This window comes from Ruegeria sp. BG5, assembly GCF_056538425.1.
The window spans coordinates 26,463-52,282 of sequence record NZ_JBQFTC010000001.1 but is presented as its reverse complement, the minus strand read 5'-3'; the positions used below and the strand labels follow the sequence as shown (position 1 = coordinate 52,282).

At 58.2% G+C, this 25,820-nt stretch carries 24 protein-coding genes; 7 read left to right on the top strand and 17 right to left on the bottom strand.

Features of this window, described 5'->3' with window-relative positions:
* Positions 1 to 16 precede the first annotated feature (16 nt).
* From ACR0KX_RS00250 to ACR0KX_RS00230, 5 genes are all read left to right on the top strand, one after another.
* On the top strand, positions 17 to 1,057 hold the full coding sequence (locus ACR0KX_RS00250; RefSeq protein WP_480707681.1) for a TRAP transporter substrate-binding protein: 1,041 nt from the start codon (positions 17 to 19) through the stop codon (positions 1,055 to 1,057).
* Positions 1,058 to 1,145: 88 nt separating this feature from the next.
* Positions 1,146 to 2,612, top strand: a complete 1,467-nt coding sequence (locus ACR0KX_RS00245; protein ID WP_170622719.1) for a M81 family metallopeptidase — start codon at positions 1,146 to 1,148, stop codon at positions 2,610 to 2,612.
* Entirely contained in the window at positions 2,609 to 3,664 is a 1,056-nt protein-coding gene (locus ACR0KX_RS00240; protein WP_170622717.1) for a D-TA family PLP-dependent enzyme, read from the top strand. Before ACR0KX_RS00245 ends, ACR0KX_RS00240 begins: the two co-directional genes overlap by 4 nt.
* Positions 3,665 to 3,682: 18 nt before the next feature.
* Positions 3,683 to 4,597, top strand: coding sequence for a sugar kinase (locus tag ACR0KX_RS00235; protein WP_170622714.1), 915 nt, complete (start codon positions 3,683 to 3,685; stop codon positions 4,595 to 4,597).
* A complete protein-coding gene (locus tag ACR0KX_RS00230) occupies positions 4,590 to 4,988 on the top strand; it encodes a RidA family protein (protein ID WP_170622712.1) in 399 nt (132 codons plus the stop codon). Before ACR0KX_RS00235 ends, ACR0KX_RS00230 begins: the two co-directional genes overlap by 8 nt.
* A 164-nt stretch (positions 4,989 to 5,152) precedes the next feature.
* Here the strand turns inward: ACR0KX_RS00230 and ACR0KX_RS00225 are convergent, their stop codons facing one another.
* The 12 genes from ACR0KX_RS00225 to ACR0KX_RS00170 form a co-directional block, all read right to left on the bottom strand.
* Positions 5,153 to 6,934 carry a thiamine pyrophosphate-binding protein gene (locus ACR0KX_RS00225; protein WP_480707679.1) on the bottom strand — a complete coding sequence of 594 codons (1,782 nt, stop codon included), beginning with the start codon at positions 6,932 to 6,934 and terminating at the stop codon, positions 5,153 to 5,155.
* Positions 6,934 to 8,343: an aldehyde dehydrogenase family protein gene (locus ACR0KX_RS00220; protein ID WP_480707677.1), complete on the bottom strand. Its 1,410-nt coding sequence runs from the start codon at positions 8,341 to 8,343 to the stop codon at positions 6,934 to 6,936. Before ACR0KX_RS00220 ends, ACR0KX_RS00225 begins: the two co-directional genes overlap by 1 nt.
* The gene (locus ACR0KX_RS00215) at positions 8,324 to 9,253 is read right to left on the bottom strand and encodes a sugar phosphate isomerase/epimerase family protein (RefSeq protein WP_480707675.1); all 930 of its coding nucleotides are present in this window, start codon (positions 9,251 to 9,253) and stop codon (positions 8,324 to 8,326) included. Before ACR0KX_RS00215 ends, ACR0KX_RS00220 begins: the two co-directional genes overlap by 20 nt.
* Positions 9,254 to 9,392: 139 nt before the next feature.
* Positions 9,393 to 10,583, bottom strand: a complete 1,191-nt coding sequence (locus tag ACR0KX_RS00210) for a Gfo/Idh/MocA family protein (RefSeq protein WP_480707673.1) — start codon at positions 10,581 to 10,583, stop codon at positions 9,393 to 9,395.
* Positions 10,576 to 11,250: a hypothetical protein gene (locus ACR0KX_RS00205; protein ID WP_170622706.1), complete on the bottom strand. Its 675-nt coding sequence runs from the start codon at positions 11,248 to 11,250 to the stop codon at positions 10,576 to 10,578. Before ACR0KX_RS00205 ends, ACR0KX_RS00210 begins: the two co-directional genes overlap by 8 nt.
* Positions 11,240 to 12,427, bottom strand: coding sequence for a Gfo/Idh/MocA family protein (locus ACR0KX_RS00200; protein WP_480707671.1), 1,188 nt, complete (start codon positions 12,425 to 12,427; stop codon positions 11,240 to 11,242). The genes ACR0KX_RS00205 and ACR0KX_RS00200 overlap by 11 nt, the downstream gene beginning before the upstream one ends.
* A complete protein-coding gene (locus ACR0KX_RS00195; protein WP_170623144.1) occupies positions 12,417 to 13,232 on the bottom strand; it encodes a citryl-CoA lyase in 816 nt (271 codons plus the stop codon). Before ACR0KX_RS00195 ends, ACR0KX_RS00200 begins: the two co-directional genes overlap by 11 nt.
* 8 nt (positions 13,233 to 13,240) lie before the next feature.
* Positions 13,241 to 15,133 (bottom strand): TIM barrel protein, encoded by a 1,893-nt coding sequence (locus ACR0KX_RS00190; protein ID WP_170622704.1) that lies wholly within the window; start codon positions 15,131 to 15,133, stop codon positions 13,241 to 13,243.
* Positions 15,133 to 16,428, bottom strand: a complete 1,296-nt coding sequence (locus tag ACR0KX_RS00185; protein ID WP_170622703.1) for a TRAP transporter large permease — start codon at positions 16,426 to 16,428, stop codon at positions 15,133 to 15,135. Before ACR0KX_RS00185 ends, ACR0KX_RS00190 begins: the two co-directional genes overlap by 1 nt.
* Positions 16,425 to 17,000, bottom strand: coding sequence for a TRAP transporter small permease subunit (locus ACR0KX_RS00180; RefSeq protein WP_170521464.1), 576 nt, complete (start codon positions 16,998 to 17,000; stop codon positions 16,425 to 16,427). Before ACR0KX_RS00180 ends, ACR0KX_RS00185 begins: the two co-directional genes overlap by 4 nt.
* A gap of 26 nt (positions 17,001 to 17,026) precedes the next feature.
* The gene (gene dctP / locus ACR0KX_RS00175) at positions 17,027 to 18,037 is read right to left on the bottom strand and encodes a TRAP transporter substrate-binding protein DctP (RefSeq protein ID WP_170622702.1); all 1,011 of its coding nucleotides are present in this window, start codon (positions 18,035 to 18,037) and stop codon (positions 17,027 to 17,029) included.
* 98 nt (positions 18,038 to 18,135) lie between these two features.
* Positions 18,136 to 19,218, bottom strand: a complete 1,083-nt coding sequence (locus tag ACR0KX_RS00170) for a Gfo/Idh/MocA family protein (protein WP_170622701.1) — start codon at positions 19,216 to 19,218, stop codon at positions 18,136 to 18,138.
* Between the two features lie 208 nt (positions 19,219 to 19,426).
* On the opposite strand from ACR0KX_RS00170, the gene ACR0KX_RS00165 reads away from it, so the two are divergent.
* Entirely contained in the window at positions 19,427 to 20,080 is a 654-nt protein-coding gene (locus ACR0KX_RS00165; RefSeq protein ID WP_170622700.1) for a GntR family transcriptional regulator, read from the top strand.
* Positions 20,081 to 20,347: 267 nt separating this feature from the next.
* Here ACR0KX_RS00165 and ACR0KX_RS00160 read toward each other — a convergent pair whose 3' ends face one another.
* Positions 20,348 to 21,301, bottom strand: a complete 954-nt coding sequence (locus ACR0KX_RS00160; protein ID WP_170456548.1) for a hypothetical protein — start codon at positions 21,299 to 21,301, stop codon at positions 20,348 to 20,350.
* A 52-nt stretch (positions 21,302 to 21,353) separates the two neighbouring features.
* On the opposite strand from ACR0KX_RS00160, the gene ACR0KX_RS00155 reads away from it, so the two are divergent.
* A complete protein-coding gene (locus tag ACR0KX_RS00155; RefSeq protein WP_170622699.1) occupies positions 21,354 to 22,283 on the top strand; it encodes a LysR family transcriptional regulator in 930 nt (309 codons plus the stop codon).
* 172 nt (positions 22,284 to 22,455) lie between these two features.
* On the opposite strand, the gene ACR0KX_RS00150 is transcribed toward ACR0KX_RS00155, so the two are convergent.
* Genes ACR0KX_RS00150 through ACR0KX_RS00135 form a run of 4 tightly spaced genes read right to left on the bottom strand, consistent with a single transcriptional unit; the run spans position 22,456 to position 25,802 of the window.
* Complete coding sequence (locus ACR0KX_RS00150) at positions 22,456 to 23,508, bottom strand: LacI family DNA-binding transcriptional regulator (protein WP_480707668.1); 1,053 nt, start codon at positions 23,506 to 23,508, stop codon at positions 22,456 to 22,458.
* The gene (locus ACR0KX_RS00145) at positions 23,501 to 24,445 is read right to left on the bottom strand and encodes a ribokinase (RefSeq protein ID WP_170622698.1); all 945 of its coding nucleotides are present in this window, start codon (positions 24,443 to 24,445) and stop codon (positions 23,501 to 23,503) included. The genes ACR0KX_RS00150 and ACR0KX_RS00145 overlap by 8 nt, the downstream gene beginning before the upstream one ends.
* Positions 24,442 to 24,852, bottom strand: coding sequence for a D-ribose pyranase (gene rbsD / locus ACR0KX_RS00140; protein WP_170622697.1), 411 nt, complete (start codon positions 24,850 to 24,852; stop codon positions 24,442 to 24,444). The genes ACR0KX_RS00145 and rbsD overlap by 4 nt, the downstream gene beginning before the upstream one ends.
* Positions 24,849 to 25,802, bottom strand: coding sequence for an ABC transporter permease (locus ACR0KX_RS00135; protein WP_480707666.1), 954 nt, complete (start codon positions 25,800 to 25,802; stop codon positions 24,849 to 24,851). Before ACR0KX_RS00135 ends, rbsD begins: the two co-directional genes overlap by 4 nt.
* Between the last annotated feature and the right edge of the window lie 18 nt (positions 25,803 to 25,820).

Sequence of the window (25,820 nt, the reverse complement as noted above, 5' to 3'; positions counted from 1 at the left end):
CAACAGGAGAAGTAACATGAAGAAACTGCTCACAACCGTCGCGATAACAGCGACCATGATGGCCAGCACGGCGCTGGCCGAAGGTGGTGTCATCAAGTTCGGCCATGACAACAAGACCGACCCGTTTGAAAACCCGGCACATGCCTGTACGGCGGTGTTTTCGAACCTCGTGACCTCGGGCACCAATGGCAGCGTGTCGGTTGAGGTGTTTGGGTCGAACCAGCTGGGATCGGCAGCCGAGCATGTGCAGCAGGTGCGCGACGGGATCATTCAGGCGACGCTGACCTCGACCGGTGCGTTGGCCAGTTACTACCCGCGCATCGATGTGCTGAACCTGCCGTTTGCCTTCAACGGCAATGCCGCGACCTATGAGGTGTTCGATGGCGAATTCGGCGAAGCTCTGGCCGCCGATATCGAGGCCGAACTGGGCGATGTTGTCGTGCTGGGTTTCCCGGATACCGGAGGTTTCTTTGCCGTCACCAACTCGCAACGGCCGATCGCGGACCTGAAGGATTTCGACGGCATCCGTATCCGCACCATGACCCTGCCGTCACACCAGAAGATCGTGCAGGCGCTGGGGGCCGAGGCTTATCCGCTGTCCTGGGGCGAGGTCTATTCCGGGCTTCAGACCGGCGTGATCGACGGACAAATGAACCCGGTTCCGATCATCTCTTTCGCCAACTTCGCCGAGGTGCAGCAATACCTGACACTGACCAACCACCTGTTCTCGCCCTATACTTTCATGATTAACCGCGCGTTCTTTGAAAGCCTGTCCGAGGCTGAACAGGCCACGATCCGCACCGCCGCCGAAAACTGCGTCACCGCCAGCCGTGGCCTGTCGCGCATCATCGAAGCGTCGGACCGCGGGCTTGCGGGGCTGATGGACCAGATTCAGGTGACCGCGCTGAATGACGAACAGCGCGCCGCGATGGCCGCAGCAACGCAGCCCGCGTTCGAGGCGCATGTTCAGGAAAACCTCGACGAAAAGGCCAATGAGTTGCTGACCAGCTTCAAGGCTGCGGTCGATGGCGCCAACAGCGCCTCGTATCTCGACTGATCCTCCCAGACTGCCGGAGACAACCGGCAGCACCTTACGTCGGAGGCCGCGATACGGCCTCCGACCTCACCAGCGAATTGGAATGAACATGCGCGTCTTTTGTGCGTCCCTTGCGACCGAAACAAATACGTTTTCCCCCCTGCGCACGGATTTCTCGGATTTTGAGCAGAGCTTTTACGCACCACCCGGCCAACACCCCGAGACGCCAACCCTGTGCAGTGCCGTGTTCCCGGCATTGCGGAAACGGGCGCAATCCGGTGGGCTGGAGCTGATCGAAGGCACCGCCACCTGGGCCGAGCCCGGCGGTTTGCTGAACAAGGAAACATGGCAGCGGCTAAAGCAGGAAGTGCTGGATCAGGTCAAAGCCGCGCTGCCCTTGGACGGGGTCGTTCTGGGGCTGCATGGCGCGATGATCGCCGAAGGGTGTCTGGATTGCGAAGGTGTGCTGATCGAAGCCATTCGGGATATTGTCGGGCCGGATACGGTCATCGGAGCCAGTTTCGACCCGCACAGCCATCTCAGCCGGAAACGGGTCGACAATGCGGATGTCATCACCGTGTTCAAGGAGTTCCCCCACACCGATTTTGTCGAAGCAGGCGAATCCTGCGTCGACCTGACCCTGCGCGCGATCAAGGGCGAAATCCGGCCCGTCATTTCGGTTTATGACGTTCGGATGCTGGATGTCCTGCCGACCAGTCAGGAACCCATGCGCAGTTTCGTGGACCGGATCAAGCGGATGGAGACCGAAGGCGAGGTTCTGTCGGCCTCGGTCATTCATGGCTTCATGGCCGGGGACTCGCCGGATTTGGGGGCCAAGATCATCGTGCTAACCGACAATGACCCGTCCAAGGCAGATCGTATCGCCCGCAATCTGGGGGCAGAGCTGTTTTCCTTTCGGGGTCAGACCAAGCCAGACTACCTTACCCCTGCCGAGGCCCTGTCCAAAGCGGCTCAGGCCCCGCGCGGTCCTGTCGTTGTGGCCGATGTCTGGGACAACCCCGGCGGCGGCGTGGCAGGCGATTCAACCCTGATCCTCGAAGAGGCCATCGCACGCAATATGACCTCGATCGCTTTTGGCACGATCTGGGACCCGATGGCCGTGCGCCTGTGTCATGCCGCAGGTGAAGGCGCGGAGTTCGATCTGCGCTTTGGCGGAAAAACCTCGGCGTTGGCGGGCAATCCAATTGACGCCACGGTCAGGGTCCTGCGCAACCAGCGCAACGCGGTTCAAAGCTTTGGCGCATCGGTTGTTCCGATGGGCGATTGTTCAGTCATTCAACTGGGCGGGATTGTGGTCGTTCTGAATTCGAACCGCAGTCAGGCATTTTCGCCCGATCTGTTCACCAATCTGGGCATCGACATCTCGCAAAAGAAGGTGCTGGTGGTGAAATCGACAAACCATTTCCACGGCGCATTTTCCGACGTCGCAATTGAAATCACCTATGCCGCCGTCGAAGGCCCCTATCCGAATGATCCAACCAAAACGCCCTACAAAAATCTGACACGCGCGATCTGGCCGATTGTCAACGACCCTCACAAGGAGGCCGCAGAATGATCTTTCCCGAAATCGACACTCCGGCGGTTCTGATTGATCTGGACATCGCCGAGGCCAATATCGACCGCTTTCAGGTCCATTGCGCGAAATACGGGCTGGCCGTGCGACCCCATATCAAAACGCATAAGCTGCCGGCGCTGGCCAAACGGCAAATGCAGGCTGGGGCCATCGGCATCACCTGCCAGAAAGTCAGCGAGGCCGAGGCGATGATCTGCGAAGGCGGCATTGACGATGTGTTGATCACCTACAACATCCTCGGCGATATGAAACTGTCCCGCCTGCGCGCGCTGGCCGAGAAGACGCGCCTAACCGTTGTGGCCGACAACACGGAAACGGTAGACGGGCTGTCGCGGTTTTTCGCGGATACCTCCAAGCCATTGGGCGTGCTGGTGGAATGCGACACGGGTGCCGCACGCTGCGGCGTGACCTCGCCCGCGCAGGCGTGTGAACTGGCCCGTTACATCGAGAACAAGCCCGGCCTGACGTTCCGAGGTCTCATGACCTATCCGCCGGTTGGGCAGGAAGGCGCGGTTCAGGACTGGCTCAGCACCGCAAAAACCCGGATCGAACAGGCCGGGCTGACGGTCAGCGTGATCTCGAACGGCGGCTCTCCGGGAATGTGGCGGGCGCAGGACGTACCGGTTGCGACCGAATACCGGATCGGCACCTATGTCTACAACGACCGCTCGTTGCAGGCGCGGGGTATTTGTACTTGGGATGAGTGCGCCCTGAGCGTTCTGACCACTGTGATCTCGGTTCCTGCGCCTGACCGCGCCGTGATCGATGCCGGGTCCAAAGTGCTGACATCCGATCTGCTGGGGTTGGAGGGGCACGGATATGTTTTGGGCCGACCAGACATTCTGGTTCAGGGCCTGTCCGAAGAGCACGGCGTTTTGAAAGCCGACAAGATCAACCTCAAGGTTGGCGACCGCCTTTGGATCATCCCGAACCACGCCTGCGTGGTGACCAATATGGTGGATCAGGTCGAATCCGTTCGCGGCAACAGCCACCTTGGTCCTTTGCCGGTCGTCGCACGGGGGAAAGTGCAGTGATGCGTTGGGGACGGCGCGATGAGTGACCTGATCTGTCTGGGCGAGCCCCTGTTTGAACTGAACGCCCAACCGGACGGCACGTTCCAAAGCGGCTTTGGTGGCGATGTCTCGAACGTGGCGGTGGCGGCGGCCCGGCAGGGTACTAAAAGCGCACTGATCTCAAGCGTTGGGGCTGATCACTTTGGCGAGCAACTAAAGGATTTATGGTCACGCGAAGGGGTGGATCATACCCATGTGGCGCAGGTCCCTGATGGTGAGACCGGTATGTACTTTGTCTTCCACGACGAAGGCGGACACTGGTTCGTCTATCGCCGAAAGGGTTCTGCCGCGAGCCGGATGACCCCGCGCGACGTGCCCGAGGAAGCCATCGCAAATGCCGGGATGTTCTATACCTCCGGCATCAGTCTCGGGGTGAGCAACGAGCTGCGCGCGGCAACGCAGCACGCCATCCGCACCGCGCGCGCCGCTGGCGTCCCGGTTGCCATCGATCCCAATCTGCGCACAGCCCTGTGGCCGCTGGAACAGGCGCGCGCGGTCACGCATGACGCAATGCGAAACTGCCGGATCGCGTTACCCGGACTGGACGACGCACGGCAATTGACGGGTCTTCACAGCCCCTCTGAGATTATCGATTTCTACCATGATCTGGGGGCTGAAATCGTGGCCCTTACACTGGGGTCGGACGGCGTCGCACTGTCACAAGGCGACGGCATCCACAGTTTGCCCGGATTAAAGGTCGATGCCGTGGACGCCACCGGTGCCGGTGACTGTTTTAACGGCATTTTCCTGTCCACCTATCTGCGCACCAAAAACGCACTGACATCCGCCGAACTTGCCAACTGCGGGGCCGCACTGTCGACCACGGGCTTTGGCGCCGTGGACCCTATCCCATTCCGAAAAGACCTAACAGAAGGAACTCACTCTAATGGCTGACAAGAAAATCCAACACCTTGGCGATGACAGAACCGGAGCAGGCGGCCAGCCGCTGCCCTTTGCGCCCGCAGTACGCGCCGGAGATTTCGTGTTCATCTCGGGCCAGGTCGCGATGAAGGAAAACGGCGAAATCGAACCCGGCGGCATCGAGGCGCAAACCCGAAAAACCATGGAAAACCTGATCGCCGCTCTGGCGCTTGCCGATTGCACCCTGGAGGACATCGCCAAGGTCGGCGTCTGGCTGGACGACCCGCGTGACTTCTGGACCTTCAACAAGGTCTACGCGAGCTATTTCCCCAATGGCGGCCCCGCCCGATCCACTGTCCGCTCGCAAATCATGGTCGATGCGAAAGTCGAGATCGACGCGGTTGTTTATAAGCCGGTTGGATGATCCGTAGACGGGCCAGATCGCAGGAAGCCGACGTTCGCTATGCCTTCGCTACTTTGGCGTCAAACTTGAAGATGCACTTGCAATCGCAAAAGCGATTGAAATTTAGCCAAACACGGATGAGCTTGGCATAAGAAACTGGGCGCGTCTGAACGCGCCCAGTTACCTCACGTCGCGACGTGCGACACATCCTTGTCAGGCGAGTATATGTCCAAGATGTTCCAGTGCCCGGTCGTTGGCGTCGGGTTGTTGATCATTGGCACATCGAGCACGGTTGGCTTGCCGCCGGCGATTGCTGCTTCCAATGCGGGCTGCAACTCATCAGCGGCGCTTAGCCTATGCCCTTCCGCACCATAGGCCCGCGCGATCTCGGCATAGCCCGGTCCGTTGGCGGGTGCGGCAGCTGATCCGGGGAAGGTTGTTCCATAGGTCAGACCGTAATGCGCCTTTTGCAGACCTGCGATGGTGCCGAAGGCGTTGTTGTTCATCACCAGCCAGATGATGCCCAGATCAAGTTCGACCGCCGTCGCCAGCATCGAGGGGTTTTGGCCGAAACCACCATCGCCAACCAGGCTGATCACCACGCGATCGGGTGCTGCCAGCTTCGCGCCGATTGCGCCCGGGGGGCCAAATCCCATCGTCGCGAACCCGCCCGGGGTCAGGATCGAACCGGGGCTCAAAATATCGAATTGCTGCCCTACCCCGTTTTTATTCCATCCAACATCCGTGGTGATGATGGCATCCTCGGGCAGAGCCTTGCGGGTGTCTGCCAGAATACGCTCGGGCATCATCGGGAAGGCTGCTGAGGTCGCCATTTCCACGTTGCGCGCTTTGAACTCCGTTCGGAAGTCAGCGATCTTCTGTTCCAGCACGGGACGGTTGAAGCCGTCGGGATACATCTCGCGGGCAACGCGGGTCAGAACGCGCAGCGCGGCTTTGGCATCTGCGACCACGCCGATCTCGGTGGGATAATTCCGGCCGATCTCCTGCGGTTCGATGTCGATATGAATGACCTTTGAGCCGGGAATGTTGAACGTATAGCCGGGATACCAGCTGGAACAATCAGCCTCTTTGAACCTTGTTCCTACGGCAAAGATGTAATCCGCATTCAGGCAGGACTGGTTCACCAACTCGGTGCCCCAAAACCCGGTCATACCCAGCACCAGCGGATGGTCGTCCCGCAATGCGCCCTTGCCCATCAGGGAATGCGCGACGGGCAGGCCCATATGTTCAACAAACTCGCGCAACTCCTCGCTAGCCTGTGCCAACAGGATACCGCCGCCGACATAAGCGACCGGGTTTTCGGCCTTCGCCAGTGCTTCGACAGTCTCTCGCGCTGTTTCATCGTCAATCGACGGTTTCTTGAGCGCGCGCGTGTTGTCGCGGATACGGTCGAAACTGTCCGAGGGGATCACCTCGGAGAAGATGTCCATCGGCACATTGACCAGCACCGGCCCGGGCTGGCCACTTTCGGCCAGATGGAACGCCTTTTCCAAGATTTCGGCCATCAGGTCCGCGCGATCCACCCGCCAGGCACGTTTGACAAAGGGGCGATAGATCTCCCACTGGGCGGCGTCTGCGTGCAGGTTCACCTCTTGATGCGGATGCTTGCCGTAGTAATGCGTCGGAATGTCGCCTGCGATCACAACCATCGGGATACAGTCCAGCGCGGCATTGGCGACCCCGGTGGCACAGTTTGTCAAACCTGGGGAGAGGTGTGACAAAACCACCGAGGCCTTGCCCGTCACGCGGGCATATGCATCCGCCGCGTGGCTGGCGATTTGTTCATGGCGCACCGTGACGAAATCAATCGGGCTTTCGGCCAACGCGGCCAAAACCGCGATGTTCGTGTGGCCACAAAGCCCGAACACATGCTTGACGTCACGGCGTTCGAGGAAATCAACGATATGTTCGGCGACGGTTTTGCCGTCCAGTTTCGCTCCGTCCATCATGCGACCTCCTGCCCGTAGAACTCACCGAACAGGTCCGGCTCCGAGGGGCGATCCTCGGGGATCGGACGGCTGACCCAGGTGTAATTCATCATATGTTTCATGGTGACGTTTTCATTGGTGATGTTGCCGCCCCAGATGCCGCAACCAAGGCTGCTGGTCATGGGCATACCGTTGGTCCATGCACCGGCGTTGGCCTTGGACTGAGGCTGCCGCACCATCATGCGGCTGACCGGAGCCAGACGCGCGAGCCGGTCGATGTGATCGTCATTGTGGCTGTAGATGCCGCAGGAATGGCCCTTGCCCCCGGTGTTGTAGATCTGGCGGACTGTATCCAGCGCATCATCGAACGTGTCGAAATGGTAAAGCGCCATCAGAGTTGTCAGTTTCTCCTTAGAGAACTTGTGCTGCGGCCCGATTTGCCCCTGATTTTCGACCATCAGAAACTTGCGATCTTCGGGGATCGAGAACCCGGCGACCTTGGCCGTTTGCTGAGGCGGACAGGCGATAGTCGGGAACGTGCGGTTGCCCTTTTCGTCCCACATGGCCGCTTCTAGCATGGCCTTCTCTTCATCCGAACACAGGTACCCGCCCTCGGCTTGAAGCGCCTTGACCATATCGTCGTAAACCGAGCGCTGGATGATGATGTTGCCGTCGGCCGAACAGCCCGACCCGAAGTCGGACGTCTTTGAAATACGCGTATTCTGCGCGGCGATGTCCAGATCGGCTGTCTCATCGATTACGATGGATGAATTGCCGGCGCCGACGCCATAGGCCGGACGTCCGGAACTGTAGGCCGCTTTGACCATGGGCTTACCGCCGGTTGCCAGCGTCAGGTCGCAGATTTCCATCAGGTGCTGCGTCAGCGGAATCGACGGTTTGCGAATGGATTGAAACAGGTCTTCGGGCGCGCCTGCTGCTCGACAGGCCGCGCGCATGACCTCGACCATTTCAAAGGTGGTATGGGCGGTTCGCGGGTGCGGGCTGAAGATGACCGCATTCCGGGCGTTCGCGGCGGACACGCCGGTCACCGGTGGAGTCATTGCCGGGTTGGTCATCGGGATCAGGGATGCGATCACACCGGCGGGTTTGGCGTACTTCACCAGGCCCTTTTCCTCGTCCACCTCTACAATCCCGGTCGACGGCGTGCGCAGGACATCACGCAGTACCATATGGATTTTGAACCGCTTCGCAGGACGCCCTTCGCGATCTCCGATACCGCTTTCGTCCACGCCTTGCTGGGCCAGACGCGTGAAGGTTTTCTCGTTCCCCGCATACCACGCAATGGCCTGAGACAGGCGGTCCAGCCTGTCCTGATCCCAATCCTCGATCTCGGCCATGGCAGCGCGGGCGCGGGCCAGCATGTCACCCGCCATGTTGCGGTCGTTTTCAGTGAGCTCTTTGCCCATGGTGATCCTCTTGGTGTTTTAGAATTTCTGCATCGGGCATACGGCGCTGTGACCGCGCCTCGCCGAATGTTCGCTTGGCGTGGCTGAGACAGCGACGCGCGTGTTCTTCATATCCCAACTCGGCAACGCGGCTTTGGTTGGGCAGTTCGATGGAATAGTCGACGAGTGGCATCCGTTCGATGATGCCGGTGAAATCGATCCATCCCTCTCCGGGATAAAGCCGCGCATCGCGGGCCAGCTGGATCATGCCCTCGCGCGTATCGGCGATACCGGGCAGGCAGTCGGAGATATGCAGGAAGTGAAACAGGTCTGAGGGGACGTGCAACAGCTCTCCCAGATCCACACGGCTGAGGTGCAGATAGAGCGTATCGACCAGAATGCCGCCGTTGGGTTGATCGGAAGCGCGGACAATATCAAGTGCCTCGTCCAAGGTACGCAGGCGGGAAAAGCTTGGAAACTCAAGGTCTACGGTCAGCCCATAGGGTGCGGCCAGTTCGCAGGTTTCAGAATAGACGTCGATCAGAAAGTCTCGATCATCGCGGGTGTTGGTCCACGCGCTCATGATCATGCGCTTGGCGCCCAGTTCCCCGCCGATCTCCAAAGAAGATTCAAAACTGCGCGGGTCAACATCTTCGGTGATGCGCGCAATCTCGACATCCAGAACCTTCAGGCCAGTGGTCGCAAGCGCCGTTTTGGTGGCCTGCACCTGCGCCTTGTCGATCGGGGATTGAGTGAATTCACCTGGCACATGCATCGGAATGAAGCGGGGGCTGACGGCATCGTATCCGGCCCGCGCGGCGATATAGACCAGCTCGGGCGGCGTACAGCCGATCAGCGTCAGATGCGCCAAGGAATAGAGAGAGGGGCCTGCGCCAGCCTCTTCGGGTTTCACCATGAACGACAGCTCCACGTGTCTGCGAATCTAAAATTCATCACACGTAGTAAAAAATATCTGATATTTTTAAAAATATCAACTTTTAATGCTGAGCAGGAGATGGAAACGCCCGGGCAACGGCCCGGGCGTGTTTAATCTTTGTGCTGGCAGGGCTTTAGATGGTGACCCAGTCACCTCCGGACAGGTGAGAGCGCACAGAGGCATCAATGAATCGGACACCGTCTGCGCCTTGATTGACACTGGGATAGGTCAGCCAATCGGCCGGGATCGCGACGCCATCCCGGCGCGCGGCCACTGCCATGGCAAATTCCGTATAAAGGTTGGCCCAGGCTTCGATAATCCCTTCGGGGAAGCCACGCGCGGTCCGGACCAGACGTTCCGCACCGGGGCCGATGCCGTGCCCGTGACCTCGACTGAGGATACGGTCCGGCTCACCAAACCGATTGAACTTCAGCCGTTCCGAGTTCTCAAGGTCCCACTCCAAGCCCCCTTCGCTGCCGAAGACCCGCAACCGCAACCCGCCCCGGTTTCCGGGGGCAAGGCGCGTTGCCATCAAGGTTCCCGGAACCTCGTTTTGATAGCGGGTGAACATGAATACCGTGTCTTCCAAAGGCTTGGGCGCGCCGCAGACATGGAACTCGGCCCGCAGATCGGTCATGGGCAGGCCCGAGACAAAACTGGCAAGATGCGCGGCGTGGGTGCCGATATCGCCGACACAGCTGGTCGGACCTGAAATCTTGGGGTCCAGCCGCCATTTGACATGAGGCGCATCGGCCACATCTTCGGGTGTCATCCAGTCTTGCATGAACTCAACATGGATCTGGTTGATCTTGCCGATGCCGCCTTCGGCCACGATTTGTTTGGCCTGCCGGATGACCGGAAAACATGACATCGCATAGCCGACGGCAAAAACCTGCCCCGTGCGCGCGGTGATCTCCTCAAGCCCCTCTGCCTCGGCGACTTCATTGGTCAGGGGCTTGTCGCACAGCACGTCAATACCCACCTCCAGAAAGGCTTTGGCCGCGTCGAAATGAACGTGGTTCGGGGTGGTGATCATCACCGCGTCCACACCATCAGGCCGTGCCGCCTCGGCCTGCGCCATCTCGTCGAACGACGCATAGCACCTGTCTGCTGGCAGGAACCACTCAGCCCCGCGCGCCTTGCTGCGCGCAGCGTCAGAACTGAGCGCACCTGCGGCGACCTCCCACCGGTCAGTCATCCGGGCCGCCGTTGCCTGCGTGACCGAGATACGCCCACCGCCAACAACGCCCAGCCGCAAACGGCGAGACAAGCGGGGGAAAGGACCGTCAAAATTCAGGGTTTCGGGTAGCAGTCGCTCAGCCATTCTGAACCTCCATGTCCGGGGCCCGTGCGCCTTCGGGCAGGATTTCAACCGCCATGAAGATGCTGGGGGTGATCGTCTCGTACTGATGCCAGGGATAGTTGCCTTCGGCGTCATACATCGGCTTGTGCGTCGTGCCGGGGGCCATGAATTCTTCGAGATAAAGGGTTTCAACGTCCCGTTCGCGGCATTGCTGCATTTTGCCAAAGCCTACGATTTGCGTATGCACTTCGCGAAACCCCGGAACCGGGCAGAACGGATGATCCTTATGCAATCCGACATTCAGTGGAACTGAGCCCGAGTGGTACATGGTCAGTCCAACGTTACCCACGAAGACCTTTGGCGACATGTAGTGGCTGACACCGCGCAGACGCTCTTCCTGGCGAACATCAAAGGCTGAAGGCCATGTACCCTTCACCCATGCGAACAGCGCATTGTCATCGGCGTGGGCGTCGAAACCATGAACAATGACCGCACGTTCCACGTTTTGGACGGTGCTGTTCTGCACGATCACCGACGAAAGCGGCGCAACGGTCTGATCCTCGACCGCGAGGTCCCTTCCCCCGAGGTTCAGAACAATGGCACGACCCTCGACAGATACTCTGTTTTCATCAGTGATGTGCTGGACGCGAAAGAATGGCTGTGCAAAGTCGAGTGTCTCAATCGGCATGGACCAGCTCCTTCCTCTCATCGTTCAGGAAATCGAACGGCAGAGGTGCAGGCGCTTCGCATCGGCTTTCTATTGTCTGGTAGGCACCGAATTTCGGTGCCCGTTCAATCGCGTCCATGACCTCGAACACGTGGTAGGCCAGCGCACCACTTGCACGGGGTTGGCGTCCTTCTTGTGCCGCCAGGGCAAGATCCAACAGGCCGAGGCCACGGCTGTCTTCGTTAAACCCGTGTTTGTTTTCGACCACCTGCCAGTCTTCGCGACCGGTTGGACGAGGCTGATGAGACCAGCGCGAGGTCTCCCGCGTTTTCAGCCAGACATCCCCTTGAAAGATATTGGCACCATGAACCGGGTCAGGGTCGGGGATGCTGATGGTCCCGTCTTCACCATAAATCTCGAACCGGGGCGCTTCGCTGTCCCAGATGTCGAAGCTCATGGTCATCGACCCGATTGCGCCGGATGAGAACTGCAGCAGGCTCAGGGAGTGTGTGTCGACCTCGACATCCATCCATTCGCCGTTGCGCGGGCCATTTTCGATCATCCTTTTGTCGAACGTGCGTCGCGCCATTCCTGCGACGCGGTCAACGGGACCAAGGCAACAGATCATGGCAGTCAGGTAGTATGGCCCAAGGTCCAGCAAGGGCCCGCCACCCGCCTTGTAGTAGAAATCCGGGTTGGGATGGTGGCGTTCTGTCCCGTGGGTACCGACATGGGCGAAAACCCCTGTTGGATTCCCAATCGCGCCTTCATCGATCAACCGACGAACGGTCTGCCAACGACCGCCCAGAAACGTGTCGGGCGCGCAGCCGACCAGCAGCCCCTTTTCCGAGGCCATGTGCAGGATCGCCCTTCCATCCGTTCGGTTCATGACCAGTGGCTTCTCGGAATAGACGTGCTTGCCCGCCTCCAGCGCGCGCAGGCTGATTTCGGCATGGGCGGCTGGTATTGTCAGGTTCAGAACGCAGTCAATCGTTGGATCTTCGAACACGTCATCTGGCGTGCAGGCCCTGGAGATGCCGTATTGATCCGCCTTGGCGCGGCTTTCCAAAGGATCGAGGCTGGCGCAGGCCACGACCTGGACGTTCGAAAATTTTGATAGTGTTTTTAGATAGATATCGCTGATACGACCACAGCCGATAAGGCCGACCCGGAAGGATTTCGATGTCTCAATTGTCATCATTCCTGTCTTCGTAGAAGGGTAAGTAATTCGGGGGCATGGGCCCTTTGTTGCGCCCGCCCTGCCCCATCTGTTCCCAGGCGTGGGCGAGTATTCCAACCGAGCGGGACAGGCAGAACAGCCCTCGCGACAGGGGCGCGGGAAAGCCAAGTTCGCAAAAGATCACCGCCGTTGCACCGTCGATATTCATGGCGATGGGCCGACCGCCGCGTTGGCGACCAAGCTCGGCCTGAACCTCTTCTCCGATATCGGCAAAGCGGCCGGATACTGTGCCTTCTGCCGCCGCGTCACGAACAAGCTGCATCAGCCGGGGGGCGCGTGGATCGACGGGTTTGTGAAATCTGTGGCCAAAGCCCGATACGATCTTGCCGTAGGTCTCGCGCCAGCTGTCCAGACCGTCCCGAACCGCGTCATTCAACGCAGCCCCCGCATCCATGCGGGCGGCGATATCATAATACAGCTCGGCGCATTGCTCCCCTGCCCCGCCATGTACATCGCCCAGCATGTTCACCGCAGTCGCCATCGCGTTGTTGAGACCAACCCCGCAGGTCGCAGCCATACGCGCCGCCGCGATCGACGGGGCCTGTGGGCCGTGATCCACGCCTGCGACCAATGCAGCCTCGAACAAACGCGCCTGCGCGTCGCTGGGCAGATCGCCCCGCACCATCAGCCAGATCATCTGCGGGAACGAGACGTTCCCGATCAGGTCCTCGATAGGATAGCCACGAAAAGCGATCTGGCCGGGTTTCATGTCGATGATCGAGGTTCGCCACCAATCGCGGACCGCGCGCTCATCATTTGTCATCTGTGTGGTCATTGCGTCTGCACCTCTTTCACCGCTTGGCTTTTGCTCTGTGCAGCAAGGCGAATGGGCGCGTTGCGCGCGCCATACCCGGCATAGCCCGCGCGGCGTTCAACAATTTCAAAGAAGAAGCCGTTAAAGATGGGGCGGCTGTAGATCTGAAAATATTCGGCACCCACTGCCCGGTCGTAAAGGATGTTGCCCTGACGCATCTGGGCGATCAGATCGTCATCCAACCCGAAAGTCGCTTGCAGATCGGCGTAGTAGTTTTCCGGAATCGTCAGGCTGGGAAAGCCGGACTTGCGCAATTGCGCCGAGGTTTCAAATATGTCGTCCGACTGAAAGGCGATGTGCTGAACGCCCGCTCCGAAACCGTCTTCAAGGAATGACGCCGCCAGAGTCCGGCGCCCAACGGCCCCGTTCAGGTTTAGACGCACTTCGCCCTCAGGGCTTTCGATGGCCTGGCTTTGCACAACGCCGGACGGGTCGGCAACGTTCACGATGGGCGACTTTGCCATCTCAAAGGTCGAAATGTAGTAGAGCAGCCAGCTTTGCATCTCATCATGGCGCATGGTCTGGGCCAAATGGTCGATACGGCGCAGACCGGCGGGCTGGGTCGCTTTGGTTTTCGCAACCGGCTCGAACTCGATATCCCAGACCCGATGCAGATCGGATTTCTCATCGATGAAATGGACGACATTGCCGCCGACGCCCCGAATGGCCGGGATATCCAGCTCTCCGGTCCCCACCGGTTGCGAGAAATCCGGTGCCCCCAGCGCGGTGGCGCGCTGCACCGTCTGATCGGCATCCTTGACGCGCAATCCCATGTCACAGACCGAGGGGCCGTGGCCCAGCAAGGCTGAATGGGCGAAACCTTCATTTTCGGTATTCACAACGATGTTGATCGCACCCTGCCGCCACAGCTCGACGGACTTGGTGACGTGTTTTCGCTCCATTCGAAAACACATGGCTGACAGCATATCTGCCAGCTGCGCGCCGCTTACCTCGTCGGCCGTGAATTCGACGAACTCAAAGCCTGACGCATAAACGCGTTCGGGCAGGTCAGGGATGCCGAAATCGGTTCCCGGCTCGGTTCGGGATACCTCATCCAGAAGGTTCACCAGCGACCTGTAACTGTCGCGGGCCAGTGTTCGGCCACCGGGTTGGGGGGCCGCCTCGTTGACGCGGGCAATGGACCAAGGCCCCTTGTACCCGGCGCGGGACAACACCCGCACAAAGCCCGCAAGGTTCAGCGCCCCAAGCCCCGGCAGAAGCCCGAAATGCCGTTTGAGCCTGCGAATATCCATCTCAAGCCGGGGGGCGTCGGACAGTTGTACATGGAACAGCCGCTCTCCGGGGATGTCCCGAAGGCGGGCTGGTTTGGACCCGTCGGCAAGCGAGAAAAATGAGTTCAGGGCCAACCCGAAATGAGGGCTGTCAATCGCCTCGACAATGCTTAACGCCTGCTCATCCGAGTGAACAAGATCGGACCATGGCAAGCCCATATAGGCCAGACGCAGGCCCATATGCTTGGCGATCTCGGTCGCCTCGCCAAGGTCCGCGATCACCTGTTCTTCGGTGGCATCAGTGCCAACTTCGAACGCGGACCCCACAAGCAAAAGATCTGTGCCCAACGCATCCATCAGATCGAATTTACGCTTTAGCCGGTCAAAGGCGCGTTCCCGCCCCGAGCCGGTCTGACCTTCGAGGTTATGGAACGGCTGCAGCAGGCAAATCTTCAGGCCGAGGTCCGACGCAATATCGCGGATGTGCGAAGGCGGCCCGTCAAACGCGGTCAGGTCAGGTTCGTGCAACTCGACGCCGTCAAATCCAGCCCCGGCGATGGCGTGCAGCTTCTCTGCCAGATCGCCGGGTATGGAGGTTGTCGGAACCGACAGGCACATTACCCCTGATACCCGAACAGACGCGGCAACCACAGGACCAGATCGGGCATCAACATCATGATCACTAGGGCGAAGATGAGTACAGCCAGAAAGGCCCAGATTTCCGAGATGATTTCACGCAGCGGAATGTCCGTCACGGCGTTGATCACAAAGAGCAGAATGCCATAGGGCGGCGTGATCAGACCGATCATCGAGTTCACGACGACCAGCACTCCGAAATGCACCAGATCGATCCCAAGCGCCTCGCAGGTTGGGATGAACAGGGGCACGATCACCAGAATGATCGTTGTTGCGTCCAGCACGCATCCCAGCGCAAGGATCAGCAGGTTAACCAGGATCAGGAACACAATCGGGCTGACATCCGAACCCTCCAGCAGGGCCGAGATCGACTGTGGAATCTGTTCCTGAATGACGATGAAGTTCAGGATGAACGCACCACCAATGACCACCCCAACGGCTGCGGAAGACCGCGCGCTGTCGACGAACACCTGATAAAGACCACGGAAGGTCAGTGCGCGGTAGAACAACGCGGCCAGCAGCAGGGCGTAGAATGCAGCCACGGCGGCGGCCTCGGTCGGCGTGGTGACGCCGCCATATATGCCATAGAGCAGGATCGCGGGCATCAGCAGTGCCGGGAACGCATTGGCGGTTTTTGCGGGCAACTCACGCAGTGGAACAGGTTCTTCCAAGGCAAAGTTCCGCTTGCCGGCAAGATAGTAGTTCATCGCCATGAGGACGACGCCCATAATCAGGCCCGGCAGAATACCGGCCAAAAACAGCGAGCCAATAGAGGCTTTCGACACCAGCGCGTAAAGGACCATTGGAATCGAGGGCGGAATGATCGGGCCGATCGTCGCCGACGCCGCGGTAATAGCAGCGGCATAACCTCTGCTGTAGCGGCCATCCTTGGTCATCATCTCAATGATGATCTTGCCGATCCCTGCCGCATCCGCAACTGCCGAGCCGGACATGCCCGAAAAGATCAATGACGCCACCACGTTGACATGCCCAAGACCGCCCTTGAACCGCCCGACCGCAGCGACGCAGAAGTTCAGCAGACGGTCCGTGATCGACCCCGCATTCATGATATTGGCGGCGACGATGAACAACGGCACGGCAAGCAGGATCGTGCTTTTGTAGAAGCCTTGCAGGATCTTCTCACCCGCAAGCGCGACGTCCAGACCAGCGACACCCAGATACATCAGTGACGCCAACAGGATGGAATAGCCGATAGGTGTCCCGATGCCTGCCAGAACAAAAAGGGTCAGCAGGCAGGAAAGAAGTTCAAAGCTCATTTGCTTGCGTCCTCGTCGTCTTCCACGTCAACGCGGGGATGATCGTCGACCACGTTAAATCCCACGACCATTTCAAGTTCAGTTTTTGGTGGGCCGTTGCGCATGATGTCGAAGAACAGCCATGCATAGCGTGCGGCTACGACCAGCATGAACACGGCATAGATCGAAAACACCGTGCGCAGCGGTACCTTCTCGCCCGAGAACGGGTTGCGAACCGTCGCGGTCTTGCGGATTTTCATCCAGTCGATGTAGTCCCAGGTCGGCAGAAAGCTGTAGAGCATCCCAATGACGATGGCGGCGGCTGCGAGCATCGCAAAGACCTGACGGACACGTCGGGGCACCGACAGGTAGATGATGTCGAACTTCACATGATCCCGTTCACGTACGATGAAGGCGCAGCTGAAAAAGATCACCCAGACCCAGAGGATGCCGATCAGTTCAAGCGTCCATCCGGCGGGGGTAAAGAAGTACCGCAACAGAATTTGCAGAAGGAAGATCAGGAAGATTGCCGCCAGCATCCCGCCGGCAATCGCTTCGGTCAGTCGGGAGAACCCCTTTATGAAGCCTTTCATGGTGGTTCTCCCTTCCGTGATTGGTCTTAGTTGCCCAGCGCGTTGATCTGTTCCAGAACGCCGTCCGGCCACGACCCCGCAAACTCGCTTTCAAGATACATGGACTGAACCTGATCGCGGAACGCGGCCAGATCGGGCTCATAGACTTCCATGCCCTGCTCTTTCAGGAAGCTGACCAGATCCTCTTCCTTCTGAAGCTGCTTCTGGCGACCCGATTCAGCCGCTGCATCCGCAGCTTCCTGAACCTTGGCCTGTTGTTCCGGCGTCAACCCGTCCCAGACCTCTTTGCCGATGGCGATGTAGTTCAGGTCGACCAAGTGGGACGTCAGGATTATCTGATTGGTCACTTCGTAGAACTTGGCATCCACCACGGTCGGCAGCGGGTTGTCCTGGCCGTCAACAGCGCCGGTGGACAGCGCAGTATAGACCTCGGAGAACGCCATCGGAGTTGGCGCAGCACCCAGCGCCTTGCCAAGGAACTGCCACGCATCAGTACCCGGCATCCGCAAGTTCACGCCTTCCAGATCGGCCGGGGTTGTGACCGTCAACTCATCCTTGGGCTGGCGCAGGTTCACCTGACGACGACCCAGATACATGACCGACAGTAGTTTGACGCCCAACTCGTCTTCAGCCTTTTGCTTGAAGGCATCCATAAGGGGATCGTTGAAGACGGCCACCTGATGCGCCGCGTCCTGATGGACATAGCCGGCGGTAAAGATCGAAAACTCGGGGAAGAACTGTGCCAGTTCCTGCGCCGAGGTGATCGACATCTCCAGATTGCCACGGCTGATGGCGTCCAGCTCGGTGCCTTGCGCGAAGATGGTGCCGTTATAGCTGGGCTCGTAACTTGCGAAATCGGCGACCATGGGCGCAAAAACCTCGACCATGGCGACCGAGCGCTGGTCGGTCTCCGATCCCGACGTTGCCATTCGAAGTTGCACTTTGTCTTCTGCCAGCGCACCACTTGTTGCGCTGAACAGAACACCGGTTGCGACCAGGGCTGATACAGCAGCCCGGCGGGTAAGTTTGGTAATCACTTTGCTCCTCCCTGAGACATCATGATGTTTTTTTGACGATTCCGAGTTTTGACCTATTTTGGACATTTTGCAAGATTTTTTACAAAATATCTGATATTTTAAACTACCGTGACCTGAGCCTTCGGTGACTGCTGATAGCTTTCTATCCTAACGGTTTCCCCCGTCCGGCAGGAATTTTGTATTGCTTCAATGACTTGAAGCGTTCTCAGCCCCTCCCACCCAGAGACAATCGGCTCTGCCTTGTGGCGCGCCACGTCAACAAAATGCCTGAGCTGATTGACCAAAGGGTCCGAAGCCCCCTTTTTCAGAGCCGTTGACGAGATCGGAGTCCACCAATCCCGTTGCCCGCCCGGATAATTCCAAAGCCGAAGGTCAGGGACGGACAAGGATCCATGAGAGCCTCCGATCATATAACTGCTTTCCGTGGTTGATGGGTAAATCGGATATTCCTGGGACGTCATCTCCCAACTCCACGGGGCAACGATGCTGTCGGACACGGTTATTGTCCCGATCGCGCCACCCTCGAATGTCAGCAACGCCCCGGCCACATCTTCGTTGTCATACCCGCGTTGCGACGCGATGGACTGCGCCTGTACGGTCACGACCTCTCCGGCCAGATAGCGCAGAAGATCGACGTCATGGACCAGATTGACCGAGATGGGCCCCGCCCCGGGTTTCTTGCGCCAGGGCGCGGACTCAAAATACGCGTCTGGCTTGTAAAACCAGCAATTCGCATGAACCGCGCGAACATCGCCGATCTTCCCGTCTGCAATCGCTTCCTTGGCGGACTTGATCAAAGGGTTGTACCGTCGATGATGCCCGACCATGAGCGGCACATCTGCCTTCGCGGCCTCTTGTACCAGCTCAAGCGCTGCATTGGCTTCGACAGCAATCGGTTTTTCGACCAGAACAGGGCACCCGTGTCGGACGCATGTCAGCCCCTGCTCAACATGCAACGTCGTCGGGGTCGCAAGCACAGCGCCGTCCGGTGATTGGTGGGCAAACATATCCTCAAAGGTCTTGTAACACGCGACACCATGCTCGGCGGCATAGGCACGGCCCTCGTCGCTGGGATCGACGACCGCCACAAGATCGACATGACGCAACGCCCGGATCGCGTCCGCGTGGCGGCGTCCAACAAGGCCAATGCCAATAATGGCAATGCGAAAGTTCTGAGACACTGTGTTTCCTTCCGGAGGGTTCGGACATCTCCGAAACCTGAATGTTCAACCGAGCAGCGTTGCCCAACTTGACCGCGACCGTATTGGGGTTTTTGCGATTCCGCAATAATGTATGATATTTTTATTTTTACCATACATCAGTTTGGATTGCTGATACCCCTGAAAAATGCTAATTGAGCGAAGAAACCAAGAATATCGGGTGAAACGCATGGCGAAGCAGCCGTCTACGATAGGTGCAAGCACCTATCAGCGCATCAAGCGGGATATCATCTTCGGAGAGCTGCAGCCCGGCTCCAAACTGAAGCTGGACGCCTTGAAGGAACGCTATTCGGCAAGCCTGTCGACTCTTCGGGAAACCCTGAACAGGCTTGCCAGCGACGGATTTGTCGAAGCCCCCGAACAACGGGGTTTCCTGGTCACGCCGGTCTCTCGCGAAGACCTGACCGAGATTTCAGAGCTTCGGGTCCTGTTGGAATGCCACGCTTTGGAGTTGTCCATTGCGAACGGTGATACGGATTGGGAAGGCAACCTTGTTGCCGCTCATCACAAACTGCACCTGATGGAACAGCAGCTACTCAAGGGCGACGAGTCCGAGAAAGAAACCTGGAAACGATATGACTGGGAGTTTCACCAGGCGATGATCGCGGCCTGCAACTCCAGGAACCTACTTTCTCTGCACTCGATCATCTACGACAAGTATTTGCGGTATCAGATGCTTGTGCTGACCTATCGCGGCGAAGAGGCCGTCAAAGAGCACAAGGGCATGTTCGATGCGGCATTGGCCCGAGACGCTGGCACCGCCAAGAAGCTGTTGGAAGATCACATCCGCAACGGTCTCGCACACACGCTGGAGGCTATGTAGGGCGGCATGCGGATAGCGTGCTTCGACCTCTTCAGGTCGATTTGGCGGAGACAGTCTTGAAACTCTACAGCGATATCGAGAAGTTTGTGGACGGCCCAAAGCGGCCGTTCGATCTTGCTCGCTAACGTTGCCCGCGCAATCCGCAACAAGGGCATTCGCTCCGCTTGATCGATTTAGGTTGCGGAAGAGGTCAGGACGGCGAGACGGAACGACCGTTCGTTTGGTGAAAGCGAACGGTCAGGCTGAAGCGAGATGAACACTGCATCGCTAGAGCCCCGTGTCGTAGCTGGTCAGTCGAAAGCTGTTTGGTTTGACCAGTTCGCCCATGGCCGCGAACTCGTCCGCCCAGCTTTGTGCTTGCGCGTTCAGGGTCTCCATATCAGGGCGATTGGTCCAATAGTTTACGCAAAGCCAAATACCGTTTTCACCTTGGCCCACGGTACGGTAGAGGAGCGTGTCGTTCTGGTTCATTTTTTGCGTGATGGTCTCAAAAAACGATCGAACATCCGTGGGGTCTGCGCCGTCGGCTTGTTCAAACAACACGATCTCAACATGTTTCGGCACACGCAGATCATCCGCACCTACTTTCTGGGTCTTTCCTCCCTTCAATCGCCTGAGTGGCATCTGCAAAGCTGTCGGACGGTCGTCGGGTTGGGCCAGCGGCATGCCGTCAACAGGCCGCGCGCCAAAGTAGAGATGGCCGGCTGAGACATAGAGCACCTCATATTCTGTGGTAGGCGCATTCGCCGCTATCCCCATGACTGAGCATCCGGTTTCAAACACGTCCTGCTCATTGCCGACGGACCACTCTTCAGGTCCACAAGCGCCCGTCTCGGCTGAGTTCAGAAACCCCGCGAAGCCTTCCAACTGCGGCGTGATGGTCAGATAGTCGTTGACGATCAGATCAACATTAAGTGCGCCCTGCGCCACTTCGGATGCCCCTAGGATGTTGACGTCACCGCCAAACTTCAACTCCAGAAGCGGTGCGGAACAGTTGGCATCGGAATAAGTGGTGAAATGCGCATCGATGCGGCCGGGTGCAAACGTGATCGAACGCTTAAGGTACCAAGGTGCGACGCCATCCTGCCCGACCTGTGGGCGCAGTTCGCAAGCAATGCTTTCCCAAGTCCCGTTAAGATCAAACGCTCTATCCTGTGCCAGGGCAGGTGTGGCCAGTACACTGGCAGCAAGGAGGCAAAGTGTTTTCGAGGCCAGTTTCACAGTCTTATCCCCTCTCGGCTCATGATACTGCAACGCTGACAGAGCAGATGACATGAATCAAATCGATGAATACAATGCTTGCATGAGCAAGATTAATGGAAGCCTCGCAGCCCTCGACTTGAACCTGATCACCGCATTGGATGCGCTTCTGGACCGACGATCCGTTTCGGACGCAGCTTACGCCGTAGGTCGCACACAGTCTGCAATGTCGCACAGCCTTGCGAGATTGCGCGACCATTTTCGCGATCCGATTCTTGTTCGTGACGGATGGGCGATGCGGCTCACTCCATTCGCCGAAGAGTTGCATCCCCGTGTAACAGCCGCGGCCGAAGCCGCAAAACTGATGTTCACAACCGATTTCGAGTTTGACCCTGCTACGACCACACGCCGCATTCGTGTTGCGACGCCGGATCTTTGCACGTCGCTGTTCACGGATTTCATCGGCGACATCGCGAACGCGGCTCCGCTCGCTTCCGTTGAGTTCCTTGAAGGGAACATGGCGCGGCAGGCCGTTTTAAGCTCCAAGGCAGACATTGGTTTGGGCTTTGGCCGCCAAAAATCGGACACGAACCTGGTTCTGCACAGAATTGCGCCACTCGAGTGGTGCACGTTCACGCCCGAAACGCATGAATACAGCCGGAATCCGACAACAAAGGTTTGGAGCGCATCTCGACATGTCCTTGTTGGATTAGGTGGTGTGCAAGAAGGGCCGGTCGAAAAGATTCTTCGAAAACACGGCATCGATCGCCATGTCGTTTGCTACGCATCAAACTTTTCTGCTGCGCTTAACCTTGCTTCGGAGACAGATGCGCTCATAACGACATTGCGCGCGCCGTTCGAGAAAACAGCACGGCTTTTGGGGATGTCGGCCCAACCAACTCCGTTTGCGATGCCTCAAGCGACGGCCACGCTGATGTTCCGTGCCGATCACGGGAATCCGTTTTCAATCTGGTTGAAGAAGCTCTGCCTGGGCGCTGTTTAGACGGTGTTCGTACACGGCCTACATCTGGTGAATTGGGGTCAATCGGAGTGGGCGCATCAATGAAGTTAAAGCAACCGCTCTCCAACTGCGAAATGGTGGGTAGGCCAGCTCCATTCGTGCGAATTTCCATTGAGGTCGCTTCGCACGAGGCGTTTTAAACTTTCTGTGGATTTTACCTAGGGGCAGTTGAAGATCCTCGAACGACGACAGAACCTTCAATCATAAGATCTTCATCGGAAACGTTCTTTCCATCCAGCAGGCGGGTTACCGCGGCGTGGCATAGTTCCAATGCAGGTTGTGAAACGGTCGTCAGGCGGGGGATCACATGCAGTGCAAGGTCAATGTCGTCAAACCCGACCACTGACAGGTCATCGGGCACTCGTAATCCAAGATCGTTTGCTGTCCGCAGCGCACCAATTGCCATCTGATCATTTCCGGTTGCTATCGCACTTGGTCTGGGCGTTTCAGATTGGGTGAGAACCTGCCGCGCAAGTGCCTCGCCGCTGTCATAGTCAAACGTGCCTTCCAATACACTAAGCGCCACATCGTCAGCACTCGATGCGAACCGTTCGACAGCTTCGACAAAACCCTGCTTTCTAAGCCTGCCAACTTCGGTGTCTTGCGGACCGGCCAAGTAGGCTATCCGTCTGTGGCCAAGATCAAGCAGATACTCGGCCGCTTTTGCGGCTGATGCGGAATGATCGATACTCACTAGTCCCGCGGTGCCAAAGCGACGGTCCAGAGACACGATCGGGATGTCAGAGTTGCCCAGTGTGGCGTTGCTGGAATCGTTTGTTGCGACAATGACAAGCCCGTGCAGCGACTGTTCAAGCAATGCCGAGATCTGACGTGCTTCTGTTTCCGGATCGTCCATGGTTGTTGTCAGCATCACGGTGTAGCCGCGCGCTGACGCCTCTTTTTCGATCCTCATCGCCAGCTTTGCAAAGAACGGGTTGGTGATATCCGGAACAACAAGTCCAATCACATTCACCTTCTTCGTGCGCAATGCGCGTGCGGCCTGATTTGGCTTGTAGCCAAGATCCTCGACCGCCTTGAGAACCTTTTCCCGTCGCGCCGGTTTTACCGTGCTGTCATGCGACAGAACTTTTGACACCGTCCCGACCGAGACCCCCGCAAGCCTGGCCACATCCTTTACTGTTGCCATATCCGAACCCGATTTAGCCTGGCCGCATGGTTTACGGCCACAGTTGGTATTCTCAACCATTTGCCAAACAGTGGGAATATGACCTTTTCCTGAAATTTTCCAGTTGGTGTTTGAAGGGCGCGGATGTTGACGCCCCGCGCTGCGTGGTCGCAAACGCCGCTGCGTCCATTGCGGTTACTATGGCCTGATCGATGGTCTCTTTGGCGGCCAATCCGTGTGCAAGGGCACCGTTAAAGCAATCACCCGCTGCAACAGTGTCGATTGCGGGGACATTCGGCGCGGTCATCTGACCGGCCTTGCCATCAATGCACCAGGCGACACCCAGCCTGCCCATTGTAACTATCGCGCCCCGCCGCACCGAACGACACAGCGCGCGTGCGGCGATGCGTGCCTCATCCAGTGTTGTTGGCAACGTTCCGAGAATAAGGTGCGTTTCATGCGTGTTGGGTGTGATGATGTCGAAGGCCTTCAGGATCGATTCACTCCAGAACGGAACGGGCGCGGGCGCGGGATCCATGATGACCAATCCTCCGGCTTCATGCGCAATGCGCGTGGCGGCCAGAGATGCAGAGATCGGAACCTCGTTTTGAAGCAGCACAACAGTGCTTTGCCGCAGGGCATCCGCGTGGCGTTCAACCATCTTCGCGTCCATGACAGCATTCGCCCCTTGTGAAAGACGAATGATATTCCCTCCATCGGGTCCGACATCGATAAATGCCATGCCCGAGGACCGATCCGGCAGCTCAGCAACCCGCAATTCGACGCCCGCTGCCCGAATGTCGGCAACGGCGTCGTGGCCAAAACTGTCTTTGCCGACGGCGCCGATCATCGTCACCTGACTGCCCAGCCTTGCAGCGGCCACTGCCTGATTGGCACCCTTGCCGCCAAGTGTGATATGGGTGCTGCCCGCCGCGACCGTCTCACCGACTCCGGGCCAGCGGTCGAGATACGATGTCAGATCTACATTGATGCTTCCTACAACAGAAATACGGGTCAAAACGCCACCCCGCACACCAGAATGACATTTGCGAAAGGTGTCGTATCACCTGTGCGAATGATTGCCTTTGCCTGTGATGTTCGCACCTTGAACTCTGCATGTGGCAGGACGGACTGTCCTACCGCCGCCCCATGATTGGCGGGCCAGACGGTCAGCAGGTCAGTGATCTTGCCGGTGACTATCGTGCTGGCTTCGGTCGTAAGTATCGCGTGTTCCACAATCAACTCACTTCCCAGTGCTGTCAGGACCTGCTGCAGATCGGGCACGCCGGCAGTCACAGCGAGGTCGATAACGGGGACGCCCCTAGGGTGTGGCAGCCCTGCATCCGCCACCACAACTTCATCGAGGTGGCCAAGCTCGGCAACGAGGGCGCTCAGGTGCCGGTTCAGGAGGACGCCGCGTTTCACGACGCCGAATACTTTGCGCGATAGTGATCAAGAATGACCGCTACGACGATGACAACACCGGTAATCATCTGCCGCATAAAGTCACTCAGGCCGATCAGGATCAGACCATTGGCCAACACGCCGATGATGATGGCCCCCAAAAGCGTTCCGATGACTGATCCACGACCACCGCTCAGGCTGGTGCCACCAATGATGACGGCCGCGATTGCGTTCAGTTCGAACCCAATTCCTGCAATCGGAGAGGAAATGTTCAGACGTGCCATATATATGATCGCTGCTATCCCGGCGGTCATGCCACAAGTCGAAAAGGCTGCGACCTTATACCAGAACACGGGATGACCGGCCAGGCGCACGGCCTCTTCATTGTTGCCGATCCCATAGATTAGACGCCCGAAAACGGTGCGGTTCAGCACGAACCAGGCAACTGCGACCAACCCAAGCGCAACCAGAAAGACCACCGGCACGCCATAGATCAGCTTTGAACCAAACTCTTCGAAGGCAAACGGAAAGGAGTAGATCGTTTGCGCATCCGAGATCTGAAGCGCCGCGCCCCGGGCAATGTTCAGCATGCCCAAAGTGATGATGAAAGAGGGCAGAGCCCAGTAGGCGCTGATGGCCCCATTCAAAACCCCACACAAGGTTCCCGCCAGAACACCGGCCAACACGGCCAGAATGATCAGCTCTGTTTCGCCAATTCCGGGCAGTGTGATGGCTTTGCCTGCCACAATGGCGGCGAAGGCCATGACGGACCCGACGGACAGATCGATGCCTCCGATCAGGATCACAAAGGTCATTCCAACGGCCAGGATCAGATTGATCGTAATCTGCGTCAGGATGTTGGTGATGTTATTGGCGGACAGAAAATGTTCGCTGGCAATCGAAAAGAAAACCACGATCACAAGCAGGGCCAATCCGATACCTGCATTGTTGACGATAGATCGTAAAGACACAGCGTTCTCCCTTGATGC

Coding starts and splice junctions, on each gene's coding strand:
- ACR0KX_RS00250 (WP_480707681.1), top strand. CDS start 17: ATGAAGAAACTGCTCACAACCGTCGCGATAACAGCGACCATGATGGCC.
- ACR0KX_RS00245 (WP_170622719.1), top strand. CDS start 1,146: ATGCGCGTCTTTTGTGCGTCCCTTGCGACCGAAACAAATACGTTTTCC.
- ACR0KX_RS00240 (WP_170622717.1), top strand. CDS start 2,609: ATGATCTTTCCCGAAATCGACACTCCGGCGGTTCTGATTGATCTGGAC.
- ACR0KX_RS00235 (WP_170622714.1), top strand. CDS start 3,683: ATGAGTGACCTGATCTGTCTGGGCGAGCCCCTGTTTGAACTGAACGCC.
- ACR0KX_RS00230 (WP_170622712.1), top strand. CDS start 4,590: ATGGCTGACAAGAAAATCCAACACCTTGGCGATGACAGAACCGGAGCA.
- ACR0KX_RS00225 (WP_480707679.1), bottom strand. CDS start 6,934: ATGGACGGAGCGAAACTGGACGGCAAAACCGTCGCCGAACATATCGTT.
- ACR0KX_RS00220 (WP_480707677.1), bottom strand. CDS start 8,343: ATGGGCAAAGAGCTCACTGAAAACGACCGCAACATGGCGGGTGACATG.
- ACR0KX_RS00210 (WP_480707673.1), bottom strand. CDS start 10,583: ATGGCTGAGCGACTGCTACCCGAAACCCTGAATTTTGACGGTCCTTTC.
- ACR0KX_RS00205 (WP_170622706.1), bottom strand. CDS start 11,250: ATGCCGATTGAGACACTCGACTTTGCACAGCCATTCTTTCGCGTCCAG.
- ACR0KX_RS00200 (WP_480707671.1), bottom strand. CDS start 12,427: ATGACAATTGAGACATCGAAATCCTTCCGGGTCGGCCTTATCGGCTGT.
- ACR0KX_RS00195 (WP_170623144.1), bottom strand. CDS start 13,232: ATGACAAATGATGAGCGCGCGGTCCGCGATTGGTGGCGAACCTCGATC.
- ACR0KX_RS00190 (WP_170622704.1), bottom strand. CDS start 15,133: ATGTGCCTGTCGGTTCCGACAACCTCCATACCCGGCGATCTGGCAGAG.
- ACR0KX_RS00185 (WP_170622703.1), bottom strand. CDS start 16,428: ATGAGCTTTGAACTTCTTTCCTGCCTGCTGACCCTTTTTGTTCTGGCA.
- ACR0KX_RS00180 (WP_170521464.1), bottom strand. CDS start 17,000: ATGAAAGGCTTCATAAAGGGGTTCTCCCGACTGACCGAAGCGATTGCC.
- ACR0KX_RS00165 (WP_170622700.1), top strand. CDS start 19,427: ATGGCGAAGCAGCCGTCTACGATAGGTGCAAGCACCTATCAGCGCATC.
- ACR0KX_RS00155 (WP_170622699.1), top strand. CDS start 21,354: ATGAATCAAATCGATGAATACAATGCTTGCATGAGCAAGATTAATGGA.
- ACR0KX_RS00150 (WP_480707668.1), bottom strand. CDS start 23,508: ATGGTTGAGAATACCAACTGTGGCCGTAAACCATGCGGCCAGGCTAAA.